We start from the raw sequence: 19,168 nt of genomic DNA, 5'->3' as shown, positions 1-19,168 counted from the left end.
GCAAGCCAGCTCCCACAGGTACTGCAGTGATCCCAAGGTCGGCGCGGTCCTTGTGGGAGCCGGCTTGCCGGCGATGGGCCGCACAGCGGCCCCGGATACTTCAGATCAAGACGCCGTACTGACCGCGCCGTGCTCCTCTTTCGGTGCCAACCGCAAGGTGTAATACAACACCGTCAGCAGCACCAGGAACGCCGGCCCGACGTACAACGCCACCCGGGTATCCTCGAAGTACGCCATCAGGCCCACCACCAGCACCAGGAAGGCCAGCGCCAGGTAGGAGCTCAGCGGCCACAGCCACATGCGGTACTTCAGGCCCTTGCGCTCAGCCGTGGACAGCCCGGCGCGGAACTTGATCTGCGCCAGCAGGATCATCACCCAGGTCCAGATCGCACCGAACGTGGCAATCGACGTCACCCAGACGAACACCTTCTCTGGCACCAGATAGTTGGCCAACACACCCAGCAGCAGCGCACCGATGGACAACAGCAAGGCATTGCGCGGTACCCCGTTGCTCGAGGTCTTGGCAAAGGCCGCCGGGGCCTGGCCATTCTGCGCCAGGCTGTAGAGCATGCGGCCGGTGCTGAAAATGCCGCCGTTGCACGATGACAGCGCAGCGGTGATGACCACGAAGTTGATGATGCCCGCGGCGGTCTTGATCCCCAAGCGCTCGAAGGTCATGACGAACGGGCTGCCTTGGCTGCCGATCTCGCTCCATGGGTAGATCGACAGGATGACGAACAGTGCGCCGACATAGAACAGCAGGATGCGCCAGAACACCGAGCCGATGGCCTGTGGAATGGTCTTTTGCGGGTTGCGTGCTTCGCCGGCGGTCAGTCCGATCATTTCCACGCCCAGGTAGGCGAACATCACCATCTGCAGCGACATCAGCACACCCGTCACGCCGTTAGGCATGAAGCCGCCGTTGCTCCACAGGTTGGAAATACCCACCGCCACACCGTCGTTGCCGAAACCGAATGCAATGACGCCAATGCCGCCCAGCACCATGGCGATGATGGTGACGATCTTGATCAGGGCGAACCAGAATTCGAACTCACCGAATGCCTTGACCGCGATCAGGTTGACCGCGCCCATGCTGCCCAAGGCCGCCAAGGCCCAGATCCAGCGCGGCACATCCGGGAACCAGATGCCCATGTAGATGGCCACCGCTGTGATTTCCGCAACGCAGGTCACCAGCCACAGGAACCAGTAGTTCCAGCCGGTAAGAAAACCCGCCAAGGGGCCGAGGTAATCCTGGGCGTAACGACTGAAGGAGCCGGCGACGGGATTGTGCACGGCCATTTCGCCGAGGGCGCGCATGATCACCAGGATCGCAAGGCCGCCAATGATGTAGGAGAGCATGATGGCAGGGCCGGCCATTTCGATGGCTTTGGCCGAACCGAGGAAAAGACCGACACCGATACAGGCGCCCAGCGCCATCAGACGGATGTGCCGTTCGCCCAGTTCACGCTTGAGCGGGCCGCCTTGGGCGGTCTCGCCGTGGGCAGGGTGGTTGCCGACTGGCATAGCAATACAACCTCATTTTGTTATTGGATTTGACCTTCGTGCAGCATCAGCCATGCCGATAGGCGTGGCGTCGCTTGCCGGGCTGGCCTTGTGAGCCGGCCCGTGTGCCGGAATAGAGCGGCCGGCAGGGCGAAGGGTCGAGCAGTATAGGAAGGCTGTCGTAGGGCTTTTCACTATAAAAACGGAAGATTTGGGGAAAACTTCCGTCGATGGCAGGTGCTCGTTGGCCCTTTCGCGCAGCCACCATAGCAATATCGGCCTGAAACGAATGCGCCACCAAAGCCGCATTCCCACGGCAGCTTTATGTTCTTCCTACAAATTTTTCACCTCACCCGGTCAACGTCTAAGCTTCAGGCAAGCAAGACGAAAAAACCTGGCCGGATTGAAGACTATGGGCGCACTGTGGCAATCGGAACAACCCAGAACGGAAGCACCCGAAACACCTCTGGCCGAGACGCCACAGATAAAGCCCCCACGTCAGCGCCGGCTGTGGTGGCGGCTGATCCTGCTGATCCTGCTGGTGGCGCTCATTGCCATCGGCTTCGCCGCCTATGACGAGTTCCGTACCTCGAACCTGCAGTCCCGGGAATTCAGCAAGCTGGCTGCCACCCTCACCTACTCGCTGCAACCTGGCCCCAGCGATGCCATCGTCTATCCCGGTGAAGGCCCGTTCGACAAGCGCCTGGGTTACAGCGCAATGGGTGAATTCCTGCCACGCCTGCTCAAGCGCGACTACCTGATCAGCCAGCAGGTGCAGTTCTCGCCAGCGCTGATGAACTATGTCGACCATGGCTTGTTCGCGCCTTACATCGAGAAGATCCAGGCCGGCCTGTCGATCACCGACTGCCGCGGCGACACGCTGTACCAGTACAACTACCCGCAACACCTGTACCCGGACTTCGGCTCGATCCCGCCGGTCATCGTCAACAGCCTGCTGTTCATCGAGAACCGCGACCTGCTCGACGCCAAGGACCCACGCAACAACCCGGCAGTAGACTGGCCACGCTTTGCCAAAGCCGCCTACAGCCAGCTGGCCAAGTACCTGGCCTTGCCCGGCCAATCGGCTGGCGGCAGCACCCTGGCGACCCAGCTGGAAAAATACCGGCACTCCCCCGACGGCCTGACCGTCTCCGGCGCCGAAAAAATCCGCCAGATGATTTCTGCCAGCGTGCGGGCCTACCAAGGTGGCCCGGACACCACCGAAGCCCGCCAGCGCATCGTGCGCGACTACCTCAATAGCGTGCCGCTGTCGGCCGTGCCTGGCCATGGCGAAGTGCATGGCATGGCCGAAGGCCTGCGGGTTTGGTACGGCGCCGATTTCGATCAGGTGAACCAGGCCCTGAACTCCACCGCCAGCGACCCTGACAGCATGGCCGCACGTGGCCTGGCCCTGCGTCAGGTACTGTCGTTGATGATCGCCCAGCGCCGTCCGTCCCATTACCTGTCCAAGGGCCGGGTGGAATTGGCCGAACTGACCGACTCGCACATCCGCGTGCTGGCCGCCAACGGCGTGATCGATCGCAAGACCGCCGACGCCGCCCTGGCCAGCAAGGCGGTGTACCGCGACTGGGTGGCGCAACCGACCATCGTGCCGATCATCACCAACAAAGGCATCAGCCTGGCCCGCAATCGCCTGGCGGCCATGCTCAACCGCCCGCTATACGACCTCGACCGCCTCGACCTGTCGGCCACCAGCACCTTGCAAGCCGACTTGCAGATGCAAGCCAGCCAGTATCTGAAGAACCTTTCCGACCCTGAGTTCGCCGCACAGATCGGCCTGATCGGCGAGCGCCTGCTGACCTCCAAGACCACCGACCAGGTGCGCTACAGCTTTACCCTGTTCGAACGCACCGCCGACGGCTCGCGGGTGCGGGTGCAGACCGACAGCACCGACCAGCCGTTCGACATCAACGAAGGCAGCAAGCTGGAACTGGGCTCGACGGCCAAGCTTCGTGTGCTCACCACCTACCTGGAAATCATCGCCGAGCTGCACGACAAGTACGCCGGCAAACCTGCTGCCGAGCTGAAGAAGGTCGAGGTGGCGGAGCTGGACCGCATCACCCAGTGGTCGCTGGAGTGGCTGATGCTCAACCAGAAGAACCAGAGCCTCGACGCCATGCTCGACGCAGCCCTTGAACGCAAGTATTCGGCCAACACGGGCGAGGCGTTCTTTACCGGTGGCGGCATGCACGTGTTCAACAACTTCCGCAAGGAAGACAACAGCCGCAACCCGACTCTCAAAGAAGCCCTGCGCGAGTCGATCAACCTGCCGTTCATCCGCCTGATGCGCGACCTGGTGCGTTACGTGACCTACCAGCAACCATTCAACCGCGTGGCGCTGCTCAAGGATGACGCCGACCCACGGCGCCAGGAGTACCTGGCTCGCTTCGCCGACAAGGAAGGCACCAACTACCTGATGCGCTTCTGGAAGAAATACCAGCGCAAGACGTCACAGCAACGCCTGGACACCTTCCTCGACAGCATGCGCATCACCCCCCAGCGGCTGGCCGCGGTACACCGCTACCTGTTCCCGGAAGCCGGCCAGGAAACCTTCAATGCCTTCGTTCGCGCCCACAGCAAGGAAGACAAGAAGGCCATGGCCAAGCTTACCGACAGCCGGCTGGTGGAGATGTACGAAGCCTATGGCCCCGGCAAGTACGACCTGCCCGACCAGGGCTTCATCGCCAAGGTCCACCCACTGGACCTGTGGCTGCTGGGTTATCTGCTGAAACACCCGAGCGCAACGCCAACGGAAATGGCCAATGCCAGCCGTTTCGAGCGCCAGGAGGTGTACGGCTGGCTGTTCAAGAGCCGCCACCAGGGCGCCCGGGACAGCCGCATCCGCACCATGGTCGAAATCGAGGCCTTCCTCGACATTCACCAGCGCTGGAAGCGCGTGGGCTACCCGTTCGATCACCTGGTGCCATCGCTGGCCACCGCCATCGGCAGCTCCGGCGACCGTCCAGCGGCGCTTTCGGAACTGGTCGGCATCATCCAGAACGACGGGGTACGGCTGCCGACCTTGCGTATCGACACCCTGCACTTCGCCGCCAACACACCATACGAAACCAAGCTGATCAGCGACCCGGATCGCGGTCAGCGGATCTTGCCGGTTGAAGTTGCCCGCGCACTCAAAGGTGCCATGTCACAGGTGGTGGACGCAGGCACCGCACGGCGTATTTCCGGCAGTTTCAAGCTGCATGACGGCACTCCGTTGGTGATGGGCGGCAAGACCGGTACCGGCGACAACCGCATCGAGAGTTTTGGCGCAGGCGGCCGGCTGATCGGCTCGCGTTCGTTGAACCGCACCGCCACGTTCGTGTTCTTCCTCGGCGACAACCACTTCGGCACCCTCACCGCCTTCGTGCCGGGGCGCTCGGCAGAGGCGTTCAAATTCACTTCGGCGCTGCCGGTACAGGTGCTCAAAGGCATGGCACCGATTCTCATGCCTTACCTGGAGCCAGGTAACCCCAACGAATGCAAGCCGCCGCAAGTGGCGGTGCATGGCCAACCCTGAAGGTGGTAGAGCGGATCAATCGAAGCTTTAGATGATAACCATCCGCATTTTTCGTCTTGTCTTTAGATATATCTTGAGTAATATCTTGCGATATATCGAAACAGACGGAGCCACCTTTCATGCGCGACACTGCTGCCCATGACCCTTTCGAGCGCCGCCCCGGCCGCGGCGAACGCGGCCCCCGGGTGTTCGCCCCCGGCGACCTCAAGCTGCTGATGCTGTCGATGCTGGCCGAGCAACCAGGCCACGGCTACGACCTGATCCGCCAGATCGAGAACCTGTTCGACGGTAACTACAGCCCAAGCCCGGGCGTAATCTACCCAACCCTCAACTTCCTCGAAGAAGCTGAACTCATCCACGGCCAGGTCGCAGGTAGCAAGCGCCTGTACGTCATCACCGAAGCCGGTCGCAACGCCCTGACCGAGCAGGCCATCGCCCTGGACGGCGTGCGCATGCGCATCGAAGTCAGCAAACGCGCCCTGCGCGGCCATGACCGCCCGCCCGAAATTCACGAAGCCGTCGGCAACCTGCGCCACGCCCTGCACATGCACAGTGGCCGCTGGACCGCGGAAGAAATCGAACGTGTGCGCAATTTGCTCAACGACACGGCCAAGGCCATCGCCTCGGGGCCTGCCGACCCCGTCACGGAGAACCACCCATGAGTGACACCATTCACCGCGTCAACCACGAAATCCGCCAACGCCGCCTGCAAGTCCTGCGGGTGACCGACCTGACCCCGCGCATGCGCCGCATCACGCTCGGCGGCGATGAGCTGCAGGGCTTCACCAGCCTTGGCAGCGATGACCACATCAAGCTGCTGTTCGCCGAGAATGCCGAGCAACAGCAAGCCATCGACGCCCGCAACCTGGGACGCGACGGCGGCGCCCGGCCAACCATGCGCGAGTACACGCCACGGCGCATCGACCTGGTGAACAACGAACTGGACATCGACTTCGTCCTGCACGGGGATGGCCCTGCTTCCACCTGGGCAGCACAGGCAGCCCCTGGCCAGGAGCTGAACATTGCCGGCCCACGGGCGTCGATGGTGGTGCCGGATATCTTCGACAGCTACTTGCTGATCGGTGACGAGACTGCCATTCCCGCCATCGGCCGACGACTGGAGGAATTGCCAGCCGGGCGCAAGGTACTGGCGGTGATCCAGGTCGAAGACGAACAGGAACGGCAGGCACTGCCGAGCAAGGCGCAGGTCGAGGTGATGTGGGTGCGTCGAGAAGAGGACCTGCTTGCGCGAGTCGAGGGCCTGACCTTGCCTGAAGGCAAGCTGTACAGCTGGGTTGCTCTGGAGAAATCGCTGACCCGACAGGCCAAGGCGATGTTGCTGGAAAAAGGCGTTAAAGAAGATGCATTGAAAGCTGCGGCGTACTGGCGGGCCGATGGGACTGCTGACGACGAGTGATCAGTACTGGCCAACCTGGCCTCTTCGCGGGTAAACCCGCTCCCACAGGGATGATACCTGTGGGAGCGGGTTTACCCGCGAAGAGGCCGGTGCAAACGCCAGCCCCCCTAGGCAGCCGCCGCCAACCGCCGCCCGCGCCAGCGATCAATCCCCAACACTACCAGGCCAATAGCCCAGAACCCCGCCAACACCCCCAACGCATTCAACATCACCTGCCCATACCCCAGGCTGGCCACATCGATGAAGGGATAGGGATAGACCCCGATCTCGTTCCCCCGCCACAAGGCATAGGCGAAGTAAGCCGCCGGGTACAACGCCCAGGCGACAAGATGCCAGAGCCGCAGAGTGCCCTTGGGCACCTCGAACCACCAATACAGCACGAACAGCAGCGGCATCACGTCGTGCAGCAACTCATCCGCCAACCATTGCCAGCCCTCGGGCTGCCACAGATGGCGCAGCAGCAGGCTGTAGGCGACTGCAACCAGCACGATGCTGGCCGCCACTGCGGAACTCACCGACGGCGACAGAAAGAAACGCTTGGCGCCTGACTCACGGCCGAAGGCCGAATAGCTGAGCACCGTCGCCACCAACGTGTTGGTCAATACCGTGAAATAGCCGAACACATTGACCAGGCCGCCAATCAGGCTGGCCTGTTCCTGCCAGCGCGCCAGCAGCACCAGGTGCACCTGCACCGACAGGCCCACCCAGCCGAGCACCGCCGCCAGGGTCAACCAGGGATGGCGCGGCATGTCAGGCCTGGCGCTGCAGTTTCACATACAGCTGCTCGACCTTTTCCCGTGCCCACGGGGTTTTGCGCAGGAAGGTCAGGCTCGACTTGATGCTCGGGTTGCTCTTGAAGCAGCGCACATCCACGCGCTCGGCCAGGCCCTGCCATTGGTAGTGAGCTACCAGCTCGGTAAGGATCTGCTCCAGGGTCTTGCCGTGCAGCGCGTTGTGTTGGGCCGTGCTCATGCCAGTGCTCCAGCGTTGGAAAGATGCGCACCTTACACGAGTGTAGTGGCCACGGCAGCCCGCACATAGCGCTAGCCAGACCATGGCGTCCCATGATGAAATAGAAACGTTATAAAGTAACAATAACGTTATCTGCCAAGGAACGTCATTTTCCCATGCTGTATTCACCCGTACGTCTCACCCCTCTCGCCGCCGCGCTCTGGCTGGCTTCTACTTCCAGCCACGCGGTAGAACTCGAACCTCAGGTCATTACCGCCAACCCCCTCGGCAATCAGCAACTGGCTGCCCCCAGCACCGTCCTCGAAGGCGACACGCTGCTGCAACAGCAGCACGGCAGCCTCGGTGAAACACTGAACAAACAGCCGGGCGTTGCCTCGACTTGGTTCGGCCCCGGCGCCAGCCGCCCGGTCATTCGAGGCCTGGATGGTGACCGCATTCGCATCCTGCGTAATGGTGTAGGCGCCCTGGATGCTTCGTCGCTGTCCTACGACCACGCCGTGCCGCTGGACCCGGTGAACGTCGAGCGCGTCGAAATCGTCCGCGGCCCCGCCGCCCTGCTCTACGGCGGCAACGCCATCGGTGGCGTGGTCAACACCTTCGACAACCGCATCCCCGACGCCCCCATCGAAGGTATCCATGGCGCTGGCGAGTTGCGCTACGGCGGCGCTGACACCACCCGCAGCAGCGCCGGCAAGCTGGAGGCCGGCGACGGCGCCTTCGCCTTGCACCTGGATGCCAGCAGCCGCCAGTTCAACGACCTGCGCATTCCTGGTTATGCGCGCAGTTCCAAAGTCCGGGACAGCGACGACCCCGGCAGCCGCCACCGCCTGGAAAACAGCGACGGGCGCCAGGACGGCGGAGCCATCGGTGGTGCCTACCATTGGGATCACGGCTACACCGGCCTGTCCTATAGCCGTTACGACAGCAATTACGGCTCGGTGGCCGAGTCCGGCGTGCGCCTGGACATGAAACAGGATCATTACGGCTTTGAAACAGAGTTGCGCGACCTGGAAGGCCCATTCAGCTCGGTCAAGGTCGATGCCGGTTACACCGACTACGAACACAGCGAGATCGAAGAAGGCGAGGTGCACACTACCTTCAAGAACAAAGGCTACGAAGCGCGAATCGAGGCCCGCCATCAACCCATCGGCCCGGTCGAAGGCGTGATCGGCGCGCAAGTGAGCCGCAACGAGTTCTCTGCCCTGGGTGAAGAAGCCTTCGTCCCCCACACCGATACCGACAGCCTGGCGCTGTTCATGCTCGAACAATGGCAGGCCACCGAACGCCTCAACCTGAGCTTGGGCGCACGCCTGGAACACACCCGGGTCGACCCGGATGCCAAGGGCAACGACAACTTTGCCACTGCCGACAGCGCCAGCACGTTCAATGCCTTCAGCCTATCATCGGGCGCGGTCTACCAACTCGACCCGGTCTGGTCGCTGGCCACGAACCTTGCCTACACCGAGCGCGCCCCGACGTTCTACGAGCTGTACGCCAATGGAGCCCACGTCGCCACCGGTGCCTTCGAAGTTGGCGATGCCGACCTGAACAAGGAAAAAGCCATTTCCGCCGACCTGGCCCTGCGCTTCGACAATGGCACCCACAAGGGCAGCGTCGGTGTTTTCTATAGCCACTTCCGCAACTACATCGGCCTGATCGGCACGGGTAACCTGCGCGAAGGCCATGACCACGATCATGATGACGATGATCATGATCACGACGAGGGCTTGCCCGAGTACCAGTACCAAGGCGTAAGGGCGCGGTTCTACGGCATCGAAGCCCAGGATCGTTGGCAACTGGCTGAGAACCGCTACGGCAGCTTCGCCCTTGAACTGTCCGGTGACTACACTCGCGCCAAGAATCTCGACAGCGGCGAACCCCTGCCACGCATCGCACCGCTGCGCTTGAACAGCGGCCTGGTATGGGAACTGGACCGCTGGCAGGCGCGGGTCGATGTGCAACATGCCGCTTCGCAACATCGCAAACCAGCCAACGAAACCAGCACCGATGGCTACACGACACTGGGCGCGAGCGTCGGCTATCGCTTCGATATCGGGCAGAGCCAGTGGCTGGCCTTCGTCCGTGGTGAGAACCTGACGGACCAGACCGTGCGCTATGCCAGCTCGATCCTGCGGGATATCGCACCGGCGCCTGGGCGTAGCGTGGAAGTAGGATTGCGGACTTCATTCTGATTTCGCGAGGGGCGCCTTGCGCCCCAATCGCCGGCAAGCCAGCTCCCACAGGGTGGACTGCGACGACCTTGAGATCGCTGCAGCACCTGTGGGAGCTGGCTTGCCAGCGATGAGGCCAGCAAAGTCGAGACAGGACCTCAAGGAACTTTGTATCCGGACTGTTACGTAACCGACAACAATCAACTGCGACAATTTGTCTTTTTTTCTTACAACTTCCCCTATATCCTCCACCCCGCACGCTGAATCGCTTCATCTATCGAACCCTGTTGCCATCCCCATCGAAGGGCCCGCCCTTTGGTGCGCTTGTCGTTTTTTCAATAATCAAAAGATAGCGCTATCTCATGCTCCAACTGCCCAAAAATTGTTACATCGGCCTCGCCCTCACCGCGCTCGCGAGCAACGCCTGCGCCAGCGAAATGTTCGCCAGCGACTCCCCCTGGATGCTGGGAGACTGGGGAGGCACCCGCACGGAACTGCTGGAAAAAGGCTACGACTTCACCCTCGGCTACACCGGTGAGATGGGCAGCAACCTGCACGGCGGCTACGACCACGACCGCACCGCACGCTACAGCGACCAGTTCACCTTCGGCGTGAACATGGACCTGCAGAAGGTGCTCGGCTGGAACGACACCGAGTTCCAACTGACCGTCACCGAACGCCATGGCGACAACATCAGCAACGACCGCATCAACGACCCACGCGTCGGCGGCTTCACTTCTGCCCAGGAAGTCTGGGGCCGTGGTGAAACCTGGCGCCTGACCCAGATGTGGATCAAGCAGAAATATTTCGACGGCGCCCTGGACGTGAAATTCGGCCGTTTCGGTGAAGGCGAAGACTTCAACAGCTTCCCTTGCGACTTCCAGAACCTGGCGTTCTGCGGCTCGCAGGTGGGCAACTGGGTGGGTGGCATCTGGTACAACTGGCCCGTCAGCCAGTGGGCCTTGCGCGTACGCTACAACCTCAATAGCGAGCTCTACGCCCAGGTCGGCGTGTTCGAACAGAACCCTTCGAACCTCGAGTCTGGCAATGGCTTCAAGCTCAGCGGCAGCGGCACCCAAGGCGCGGTGATGCCCGTCGAACTGGTATGGAGCCCACGCATCAATGGCCTGAAAGGGGAATATCGCGCCGGCTACTACTACAGTAATGCCAAGGCACAAGATGTTCTAAAGGACAGCAACGGCCAGCCGGCAGCCATCAGTGGCGCCGCCTACCGCAGCAGTTCGAGCAAGCATGGCTTGTGGCTCGGCGTGCAACAGCAGGTGACTTCGCTGGCGTCCGACCAGTCGCGCGGCCTGAGCCTGTTCGCCAACGCAACGATGCACGACAAGAAAACCAATGCCATCGACAACTATGTTCAGGCAGGGCTGGTTTACAAAGGCCCCTTCGACGCCCGCGCCAAGGACGACATCGGTTTCGCCCTCGCCCGCGTGCACGTCAACCCCGGCTACCGCAAGAACGCCCGACTGGCCAACCAGGCAGCCGGCATCGATGACTACGACAACCCGAATTTCCTGCCTGTGCAGGACACCGAATACAGCGCCGAACTGTACTACGGCATCCACCTGGCCGACTGGCTCACGGTGCGCCCGAACCTGCAGTACATCCGCCATCCGGGCGGGGTGTCGCAGGTCGACGACGCGCTGGTCGGCGGCTTGAAGATTCAAAGCAGTTTCTGATTCACGCGTTTGCATCACTTTTTGACCTAACGGAGAACCTACGATGAGCACTGAAGGTGCCAAGAATGGAACCCGCCGGCTGCCACGCCTCATGGGTGTGCTGCTGTTGCTGATGGGCCTGGCTCTGCTGGCAGGCGGCATCAAGCTGAGCCAGCTGGGCGGATCGCTCTATTACCTGATTGCCGGTATCGGTTTCGCCTTGTCCGGCGTCCTGCTGCTGGCCCAACGCCGCATCGCCCTGGGCCTGTACGGCCTGGTGCTGCTGGGCAGCACCGTGTGGGCGCTGCTGGAAGTCGGCCTGGACTGGTGGCAACTGGTGCCACGCCTGGCCATCTGGTTCGCCATCGGCGTGGTCCTGCTGCTGCCGTGGGCCCGCCGCCCGCTGACCGGCCCGGCGGCGAAAGCCAACACTGCCCTGCTCAGCGTCGCGGTCGTGGCCTCGGGCGCCTGTGCCCTGGCCAGCCAATTCACTCACCCAGGTGAAGTGTTCGGCGAAATTGGCCGTGAAAGCAGCGAGATGGCCAGCGCCGCGCCCGACATGCCCGACGGTGAATGGCAGGCCTACGGCCGCACCGAGCATGGCGACCGCTACTCGCCGCTGCGCCAGATTACCCCGCAGAACGCCTATCGCCTGGAAGAAGCCTGGCGTATCCGTACCGGCGATCTGCCGACGGAAAACGACCCGGTGGAGTTGACCAACCAGAACACGCCGCTGAAGGTCAACGGCATGCTCTATGCCTGCACCGCGCACAGCAAGGTGCTGGCCCTGGACCCGGATACCGGCGCTGAAATCTGGCGTTTCGACCCGCAGGTGAAAAGCCCGGTGGGCACCTTCAAGGGCTTTGCCCACATGACCTGCCGTGGCGTTTCGTACTATGACGAAAATCGCTACGTCAGCCGCGACGGCAGCCCGGCGCCGAAAATCTCGGACGCAGGCCAGGTCGTTGCCCAAGCGTGCCCACGCCGGCTCTACCTGCCGACCGCCGACGCCCGCCTGATCGCCATCAACGCCGACAACGGCAAGGTGTGCGAAGGCTTCGCCAACCAGGGCGTGATCGACCTGACCACCGGCATCGGCCCGTTCACCGCTGGCGGCTACTACTCCACCTCGCCCGCGGCCATCACCCGTGACCTGGTGATCATCGGCGGCCACGTCACCGACAACGAGTCGACCAACGAGCCGTCGGGCGTGATTCGCGCCTACGACGTGCACGACGGCCATCTGGTGTGGAACTGGGACAGCAACAACCCGGACGACACCAAGCCACTGGCCCCCGGCAAGACCTACAGCCGCAACTCGGCCAACATGTGGTCGATCGCCAGCGTCGATGAAGACCTTGGCATGATCTACCTGCCACTGGGCAACCAGACCCCCGACCAGTGGGGTGCCGACCGTACCTCAGGTGCCGAGAAGTACAGCGCCGGTATCGTCGCCCTGGACCTGGCCACCGGCCAGGCACGCTGGAACTACCAGTTCACCCACCACGACCTGTGGGACATGGACGTGGGCAGCCAGCCGACCCTGATCCACCTGAAAACCAAGGACGGCGTGAAGCCTGCGGTGATCGTGCCGACCAAACAGGGCAGCCTGTACGTCCTGGACCGCCGCGACGGCACCCCGATCGTGCCGATCCGCGAGATTCCGGTACCACAAGGCGCAGTCAAGGGTGACCACACCGCACCGACCCAGGCACGTTCGGACCTCAACCTGCTCGGCCCCGAGCTGACCGAACAGGCCATGTGGGGCGCCACCCCGTTCGACCAGATGCTGTGCCGTATCCAGTTCCGCGAACTGCGTTACGAAGGCCAGTACACCCCACCGTCCGAGCAGGGCTCGCTGGTCTACCCGGGCAACGTCGGCGTGTTCAACTGGGGCAGCGTATCCGTCGACCCAGTGCGCCAATTGCTGTTCACCTCGCCCAACTACATGGCCTTCGTCTCGAAGATGGTGCCACGCGAACAGGTTGCCGCCGGCAGCAAGCGCGAGAGCGAAACCAGCGGCGTGCAGCCGAACACTGGCGCACCGTACGCAGTGACCATGCACCCGTTCATGTCGCCTCTGGGCGTACCGTGCCAGGCACCGGCCTGGGGCTATGTAGCCGCCATCGACCTGTTCACCAACAAGGTCGTGTGGAAACACAAGAACGGCACCACCCGTGACAGCACTCCGGTGCCGATTGGCATGCCGGTGGGCGTGCCAAGCATGGGCGGCTCGATTGTCACCGCCGGTGGCGTCGGCTTCCTCAGCGGCACCCTGGACCAGTACCTGCGCGCCTATGACACCAACAACGGCAAGGAACTGTGGAAAGCCCGCCTGCCAGCAGGTGGCCAGGCCACGCCGATGACCTACACCGGTAAGGATGGCAAGCAGTACGTGCTGGTGACTGCTGGTGGCCACGGTTCGCTGGGCACCAAGATGGGCGACTACATCATCGCTTACAAACTGGCTGAGTAACCCTCACTGCCGCATTCGCGGGTGAACCCGCTCCCACAGATATGGCGCTGCCCTGAAGACCAGTGCTGTATCTATGGGAGCGGGTTCACCCGCGAAGAAGCCGGCAAGATGAAACCCTCCTCCTGCGCCCTTCGTCTACCATTGAAACCCATCCCCCCCCCGCCCCATCTAAGCACCATAGTCATTTACGCAGGTGCCCCATGAGCAACCAGCAGGATTTCCCCGAACAACCCGACGAACACAGCGAAGTCGAACACCTCCAGACACAGGCCGAGCCCGGCCACGCCCTTGCCTTGCCCGGCCAGCAACTGCCGGACAAAGTCTACGTAATCCCGATTCACAACCGCCCGTTCTTCCCGGCCCAGGTCCTGCCGGTGATCGTCAACGAGGAACCTTGGGCGGAAACACTCGATCTGGTAGCCAAGACTGAGCACCACTCACTGGCGCTGTTCTTCATGGACACCCCACCCGAAGACCACCGCCACTTCGACACCTCCGCCCTGCCGCAGTACGGCACTTTGGTCAAGGTGCACCACGCCAGCCGCGAAAACGGCAAGCTGCAATTCGTCGCCCAGGGCCTGACCCGGGTACGCATTCGCACCTGGCTGAAGCACCACCGCCCACCGTATCTAGTCGAGGTCGAGTACCCGCACCAGCCGACCGAGCCAACTGACGAAGTGAAGGCTTACGGCATGGCCCTGATCAATGCGATCAAGGAGCTGCTGCCACTCAATCCGCTGTACAGCGAAGAGCTGAAGAACTACCTCAACCGCTTCAGCCCAAACGACCCGTCGCCGCTCACCGACTTCGCCGCAGCGCTGACCTCCGCCACCGGCAATCAGCTGCAGGAAGTACTGGACTGCGTGCCCATGCTCAAGCGCATGGAAAAAGTCCTGCCCATGCTGCGCAAGGAAGTCGAGGTCGCCCGCCTGCAAAACGAGATCTCCGCCGAGGTCAACCGGCAGATCGGCGAGCATCAGCGCGAGTTCTTCCTCAAGGAGCAGCTCAAGGTCATCCAGCAGGAACTGGGCCTGACCAAGGACGATCGCAGTGCCGATCTGGAGCAGTTCGAACAGCGCCTTGAAGGTAAGACCCTGCCCGAGCAGGCCAAGAAGCGCATCGACGAAGAAATGGGCAAGCTGGCGATTCTCGAAACCGGCTCGCCCGAGTACGCCGTCACTCGCAATTACCTGGAATGGGCCACTGCCCTGCCTTGGGGCGTGTATGGCAAGGACAAGCTCGACCTCCAGCACGCCCGCAAGGTCCTGGACCAGCACCATGCAGGTCTCGACGACATCAAGGAACGCATTCTCGAATTCCTCGCCGTCGGTGCCTGGAAAGGTGAAATCAGCGGCTCCATCGTCCTGCTGGTAGGCCCACCGGGTGTGGGCAAAACCAGCATCGGCAAGTCCATCGCCGAATCCCTCGGGCGGCCGTTCTTCCGCTTCAGCGTCGGCGGTATGCGCGATGAGGCGGAGATCAAGGGCCACCGCCGCACCTACATCGGCGCCCAACCGGGCAAGCTGGTGCAGGCCTTGAAAGAGGTCGAGGTGATGAACCCGGTGATCATGCTCGACGAGATCGACAAGATGGGCCAGAGCTACCAGGGCGACCCGGCCTCGGCGCTGCTGGAAACCCTCGACCCAGAGCAGAATGTCGACTTCCTCGACCACTATCTGGACCTGCGCCTGGACTTGTCCAAGGTGCTGTTCGTCTGCACCGCCAACACCTTGGACTCTATCCCCGGCCCACTGCTCGACCGTATGGAAGTGATTCGCCTGTCCGGCTACATCACTGAGGAAAAACTGGCCATCGCCAAACGCCACCTCTGGCCCAAGCAGCTGGAAAAAGCCGGCGTGGCCAAGACCAGCCTGAGCATCAGCGACAGCGCCCTGCGAACCGTGATCGAAGGCTACGCCCGCGAAGCTGGTGTACGACAGTTGGAGAAGCAACTGGGCAAGCTGGTGCGCAAGGCGGTGGTCAAGCTGCTGGACAACCCCGATGCCAAGCTGAAGATCGGCAACAAAGATCTGGAACCCGCGCTGGGCATGCCGGTGTTCCGCAGTGAGCAGGTATTGGCTGGCAAGGGCGTGATCACAGGATTGGCCTGGACCAGCATGGGCGGCGCGACGCTGCCAATCGAGGCCACCCGCATCCATACCCTGAACCGCGGATTCAAGCTGACTGGCAAGCTGGGCGATGTGATGAAAGAGTCCGCCGAAATTGCCTACAGCTACGTCAGTTCTAACCTGAAGCAATTCGGCGGTGACCCAGGTTTCTTCAATGAAGCCTTCATTCACCTGCACGTACCGGAAGGCGCCACGCCCAAAGATGGCCCAAGTGCCGGTATCACCATGGCCAGCGCCCTGTTGTCACTGGCCCGCGACCAGGCACCGAAGAAAGGTGTGGCGATGACCGGTGAACTGACCCTCACCGGACAGGTACTGCCCATCGGCGGCGTACGCGAGAAAGTGATCGCGGCGCGGCGGCAGAAGATCTTCGAGCTGATTTTGCCGGAACCCAACCGCGGAGACTTCGAGGAGTTGCCGGAGTACTTGCGTGAAGGCCTGACCGTGCATTTCGCCAAGCGCTTTGCCGATGTAGCAAAAGTGCTGTTCTGATCAATACGGCCTATTCGCGGGTAAACCCGCTCCCACAGATACTCCACTGACGTCTGTCTCGGTGGGGTATCTGTGGGAGCGGGTTTACCCGCGAATAGGCCCGCACAAGCAACACAAAAGCTTGACGGCATCGGTTATCCTCAGGCCATCGCCAGCCTTCGGAGCCACCATGACTGCCCCTCGTCTGCTCGTTCCCCTGAGCCTCGCCCTGCTCGCCGCCTGCGCCCAGCAACCGAAGCAAACCGTCGAACTGGACGCCGACAGCGAATGCCCCAAGCGGCTACAGGTGGGCCAAGCCCTTACCCTGACGCTCCCGAGCAACCCCACCACCGGTTACCGCTGGCTGGTGCAGAACCCGGCCTCAAACATCCTACGCAGCCTTGGTCCCGAAGTTTACAGCGCACCCGAAGATGCAGGCCTGGTAGGCAGTGCAGGCATTTCCACCTGGCGTTTCCAGGCTCAGGCCACGGGTGAAGGCCACCTGATCCTGATCTATCAACAACCTTGGGCACCGGAAGTACGCCCAGTCCAGACGTTCGATTGCGCAATACGGGTACAGTGAACGCGATCAGGCTCGTTCAAAACGCCTGCGCACTGCGAGCAGATAGTCACGGTGCGTCCTCAGCCCAGCCAACAACTGTGCCGGCTCAGCCATCAATGCAATCGAGCTCTGCACGTTCTGCCAGCCGTCGATGAGCAGGTTGGCCTGCTCCAACCACTGTTCACGAGAAGCCTCCAACGCGGCCAACCGCGTGTACTGGGAAAACGCCTCCTGTGTTTCGGCGAGCCCCTGCTTCAACACGCTCAGCGTAGCTTCCTCTTGACTGATCAAACCGATAAGGCTGTTTTTGATACGTAACACATCCACAAACCTCCTCCCCTCTACCACGAGGTCCAGATGGCTATTGAACTTGACGATCGCCGCCTTCACCAACTCCACCGTGACCGTGGGGTCTTTGATAGCTGCCAGCACGGTGTCGATATCTTTCGTCTCGGGAATCAAGCTTCGTAGGGCCGTAGCCACGGACGGTTGCTGTAGCTGTTCCAAGAGGCTGTTGAGGTCCGCGAGACGCTGACGGCTTTGTTTCAACGTCTCTTCCAATCTAGCGACGGCATTACGCTGGCTTTCAAGGCTTTGCTCGTGCAGACGCTGAGCATTGCTTTTGGCCGGAAAGCGCTGTACTTCGACTGTGACCACTGCACTGCGCGCCGTCGCGAGACAGGCTGCCAATGCTTTACGAGTACGCACAAGCTCATCGTTAATGCCCGCAACGCTACTCCCCCCTTCATCCATCTCTTGCAACACCGCATTGACTGCGACCAAAGCGCTTAGCACTTTTTTACGAAATACCCCACCAGCAACATTCATTGACCGGCTCAATACCTGTAATTTTTCGCGTATGGCAGGCAAGAGCGATTGGCCGTCGCTACTGAAGAAATCTTCTATTTCAGTTGCAGCCCTTAGCAAAACAGAAATGTCTGGAATTTTTTGACTTGCACCTTCCATATTCACCTCCTCACCTAATAGCCTGATTGAACAACCTGGAGACATTTTCCGAAAAACCCTTTATCTGACGCCAGGGTTTAATGACGCGTTTAAAACTTTCCCCAAACGACACGAGCGCCACATTCGTATCCACATAACTCAGCTTTTGTATCGATGTTTCTGCAAACGTTTCAAGCGCGAGCCAAACATCCCAGAGATAGGTAGCCGCTACCTGGACATCAACCAGCCTGAACTGCAGATCATTGATGATCCCCTTGAAGTCATTAAAACCACCGACGTGAGCAATGATCCCTGCTCGCTTTGCCGAGAGCAGATCACGATTACGAATTTGATGGTTTTTTTCAGCACGCACTTTTTCGGCCTTACTGCCAAATATACCGCCGGTAATTATCAAACCCAACGGACCGAATGCCACGCCTGAGAAGGAGACCCCCACCAGCTTTTTGTATTGTTGAAGCAGCGCCTCAATGTGTATATCCGCTGCCGCAATTTGCTCCTCAAGCGCCGCTAATTGGCCAGCCAGCTCCCTGTTGGCAACTTTGACCACCAACTGGTCTACCTTGGGTTTGAGTTCCGTCGTGATCGTACTGATGAAAGCGTTGACCAGGTTCGAGACACCCTCAATATCCTTCAACCGCTCCTCAATGTCCTGCAATATTGCGCGCAGGTAGATGTCTACGCCTGCCTTCACTGTATTGACATCCGCCAAAGAAAGCGGAGCACGGACTATCTGATTTAAATCCACCTCATTCAACGTGTTATTTTCTTTCGACGTCTTCCACGCGTCAGTCCCTTCAATGACTTCTAGCAGGGCCCATCCGTCCTGCAATAAATTGCCAGCAAACGTCTGAAGATTCACCGCCATTTTTTTACAGGACCTCTCCACACCCCCCCAACTATTTACATGCGAACGCAAGCCATCGTGGAACTCTAGCACCTCCATTATATCGAGCCCTACAACATCGAAATCCAGCGTTTTACTCAATGCATGGTGATCTGCAGGCAGGGCACGCACTGCCTTTTCATAGCGTTTTATCGTCCCTAAATTTTCGCTTGTAAAAATAAATGCCGGGGCCTCTTGCCCATGGCCTAACCATTGCTCAGGCACATATTCCGCCCGCTCACCCTCACTCAGCTCTGCAAACGTTTTCGATTCTTTCAACATAAGTTTCCTCTCAAACATCGCTTCTTCAGCACGACGTTCAGGAAAACTACCGAAAACAACACCGCATTAACGTCAGACAATAAGGCCCTCGCACGCAAGAATTGTCGCTATCAACAGCAAGA

General features: G+C 60.9%; 13 protein-coding genes. 8 read left to right on the top strand and 5 right to left on the bottom strand.

The features are described 5' to 3' along the window. Positions 1-105 precede the first annotated feature (105 nt). Positions 106-1,524 carry an amino acid permease gene (locus PspTeo4_RS27155; RefSeq protein ID WP_322366774.1) on the bottom strand — a complete coding sequence of 473 codons (1,419 nt, stop codon included), beginning with the start codon at positions 1,522-1,524 and terminating at the stop codon, positions 106-108. A gap of 391 nt (positions 1,525-1,915) precedes the next feature. Between PspTeo4_RS27155 and PspTeo4_RS27150 the strand changes: the two genes are divergently transcribed. From PspTeo4_RS27150 to PspTeo4_RS27140, 3 genes are all read left to right on the top strand, one after another. Then, on the top strand, positions 1,916-5,041 hold the full coding sequence (locus PspTeo4_RS27150; RefSeq protein ID WP_322366773.1) for a transglycosylase domain-containing protein: 3,126 nt from the start codon (positions 1,916-1,918) through the stop codon (positions 5,039-5,041). Between the two features lie 119 nt (positions 5,042-5,160). Then, on the top strand, positions 5,161-5,703 hold the full coding sequence (locus tag PspTeo4_RS27145) for a PadR family transcriptional regulator (protein ID WP_322366772.1): 543 nt from the start codon (positions 5,161-5,163) through the stop codon (positions 5,701-5,703). Continuing rightward, complete coding sequence (locus PspTeo4_RS27140) at positions 5,700-6,458, top strand: siderophore-interacting protein (protein ID WP_322366771.1); 759 nt, start codon at positions 5,700-5,702, stop codon at positions 6,456-6,458. The genes PspTeo4_RS27145 and PspTeo4_RS27140 overlap by 4 nt, the downstream gene beginning before the upstream one ends. A gap of 107 nt (positions 6,459-6,565) precedes the next feature. Here PspTeo4_RS27140 and PspTeo4_RS27135 read toward each other — a convergent pair whose 3' ends face one another. Together PspTeo4_RS27135 and PspTeo4_RS27130 are read right to left on the bottom strand one after the other, a co-directional pair. Beyond that, positions 6,566-7,207 carry a Pr6Pr family membrane protein gene (locus tag PspTeo4_RS27135; RefSeq protein ID WP_322366770.1) on the bottom strand — a complete coding sequence of 214 codons (642 nt, stop codon included), beginning with the start codon at positions 7,205-7,207 and terminating at the stop codon, positions 6,566-6,568. A 1-nt stretch (position 7,208) separates the two neighbouring features. Next, the gene (locus PspTeo4_RS27130; protein ID WP_023378991.1) at positions 7,209-7,430 is read right to left on the bottom strand and encodes a VF530 family DNA-binding protein; all 222 of its coding nucleotides are present in this window, start codon (positions 7,428-7,430) and stop codon (positions 7,209-7,211) included. A gap of 155 nt (positions 7,431-7,585) precedes the next feature. Here PspTeo4_RS27130 and PspTeo4_RS27125 point away from each other — a divergent pair, with 155 nt between their 5' ends. From PspTeo4_RS27125 to PspTeo4_RS27105, 5 genes are all read left to right on the top strand, one after another. Then, positions 7,586-9,622 (top strand): TonB-dependent receptor, encoded by a 2,037-nt coding sequence (locus PspTeo4_RS27125; protein ID WP_322366769.1) that lies wholly within the window; start codon positions 7,586-7,588, stop codon positions 9,620-9,622. A 341-nt stretch (positions 9,623-9,963) separates the two neighbouring features. Then, a complete protein-coding gene (locus PspTeo4_RS27120; protein ID WP_322366768.1) occupies positions 9,964-11,298 on the top strand; it encodes a carbohydrate porin in 1,335 nt (444 codons plus the stop codon). A gap of 43 nt (positions 11,299-11,341) precedes the next feature. Beyond that, entirely contained in the window at positions 11,342-13,753 is a 2,412-nt protein-coding gene (locus PspTeo4_RS27115) for a glucose/quinate/shikimate family membrane-bound PQQ-dependent dehydrogenase (protein WP_322366767.1), read from the top strand. A gap of 200 nt (positions 13,754-13,953) precedes the next feature. Further along, the gene (gene lon / locus PspTeo4_RS27110; protein WP_322366766.1) at positions 13,954-16,374 is read left to right on the top strand and encodes an endopeptidase La; all 2,421 of its coding nucleotides are present in this window, start codon (positions 13,954-13,956) and stop codon (positions 16,372-16,374) included. A 169-nt stretch (positions 16,375-16,543) separates the two neighbouring features. Continuing rightward, positions 16,544-16,936 carry a protease inhibitor I42 family protein gene (locus tag PspTeo4_RS27105; RefSeq protein WP_322366765.1) on the top strand — a complete coding sequence of 131 codons (393 nt, stop codon included), beginning with the start codon at positions 16,544-16,546 and terminating at the stop codon, positions 16,934-16,936. A 6-nt stretch (positions 16,937-16,942) separates the two neighbouring features. Here the strand turns inward: PspTeo4_RS27105 and PspTeo4_RS27100 are convergent, their stop codons facing one another. Further along, positions 16,943-17,881, bottom strand: coding sequence for an alpha-xenorhabdolysin family binary toxin subunit B (locus PspTeo4_RS27100; protein ID WP_322366764.1), 939 nt, complete (start codon positions 17,879-17,881; stop codon positions 16,943-16,945). A 10-nt stretch (positions 17,882-17,891) separates the two neighbouring features. After that, positions 17,892-19,046 carry an alpha-xenorhabdolysin family binary toxin subunit A gene (locus PspTeo4_RS27095; RefSeq protein ID WP_322366763.1) on the bottom strand — a complete coding sequence of 385 codons (1,155 nt, stop codon included), beginning with the start codon at positions 19,044-19,046 and terminating at the stop codon, positions 17,892-17,894. Positions 19,047-19,168 lie beyond the last annotated feature (122 nt).

Origin of the sequence: Pseudomonas sp. Teo4 (assembly GCF_034387475.1) — a bacterium.
Classification (GTDB): domain Bacteria; phylum Pseudomonadota; class Gammaproteobacteria; order Pseudomonadales; family Pseudomonadaceae; genus Aquipseudomonas.
Note: the sequence above shows the minus strand (reverse complement) of the source record. Positions and strands in the feature narration are given on the sequence as shown.

What these genes read in the sequence shown, in the direction of transcription:
- PspTeo4_RS27155 (WP_322366774.1), bottom strand. Translation starts at nt 1,524, where the DNA reads ATGCCAGTCGGCAACCACCCTGCCCACGGCGAGACCGCCCAAGGCGGC.
- PspTeo4_RS27150 (WP_322366773.1), top strand. Translation starts at nt 1,916, where the DNA reads ATGGGCGCACTGTGGCAATCGGAACAACCCAGAACGGAAGCACCCGAA.
- PspTeo4_RS27145 (WP_322366772.1), top strand. Translation starts at nt 5,161, where the DNA reads ATGCGCGACACTGCTGCCCATGACCCTTTCGAGCGCCGCCCCGGCCGC.
- PspTeo4_RS27140 (WP_322366771.1), top strand. Translation starts at nt 5,700, where the DNA reads ATGAGTGACACCATTCACCGCGTCAACCACGAAATCCGCCAACGCCGC.
- PspTeo4_RS27135 (WP_322366770.1), bottom strand. Translation starts at nt 7,207, where the DNA reads ATGCCGCGCCATCCCTGGTTGACCCTGGCGGCGGTGCTCGGCTGGGTG.
- PspTeo4_RS27130 (WP_023378991.1), bottom strand. Translation starts at nt 7,430, where the DNA reads ATGAGCACGGCCCAACACAACGCGCTGCACGGCAAGACCCTGGAGCAG.
- PspTeo4_RS27125 (WP_322366769.1), top strand. Translation starts at nt 7,586, where the DNA reads ATGCTGTATTCACCCGTACGTCTCACCCCTCTCGCCGCCGCGCTCTGG.
- PspTeo4_RS27120 (WP_322366768.1), top strand. Translation starts at nt 9,964, where the DNA reads ATGCTCCAACTGCCCAAAAATTGTTACATCGGCCTCGCCCTCACCGCG.
- PspTeo4_RS27115 (WP_322366767.1), top strand. Translation starts at nt 11,342, where the DNA reads ATGAGCACTGAAGGTGCCAAGAATGGAACCCGCCGGCTGCCACGCCTC.
- lon (WP_322366766.1), top strand. Translation starts at nt 13,954, where the DNA reads ATGAGCAACCAGCAGGATTTCCCCGAACAACCCGACGAACACAGCGAA.
- PspTeo4_RS27105 (WP_322366765.1), top strand. Translation starts at nt 16,544, where the DNA reads ATGACTGCCCCTCGTCTGCTCGTTCCCCTGAGCCTCGCCCTGCTCGCC.
- PspTeo4_RS27100 (WP_322366764.1), bottom strand. Translation starts at nt 17,881, where the DNA reads ATGGAAGGTGCAAGTCAAAAAATTCCAGACATTTCTGTTTTGCTAAGG.
- PspTeo4_RS27095 (WP_322366763.1), bottom strand. Translation starts at nt 19,046, where the DNA reads ATGTTGAAAGAATCGAAAACGTTTGCAGAGCTGAGTGAGGGTGAGCGG.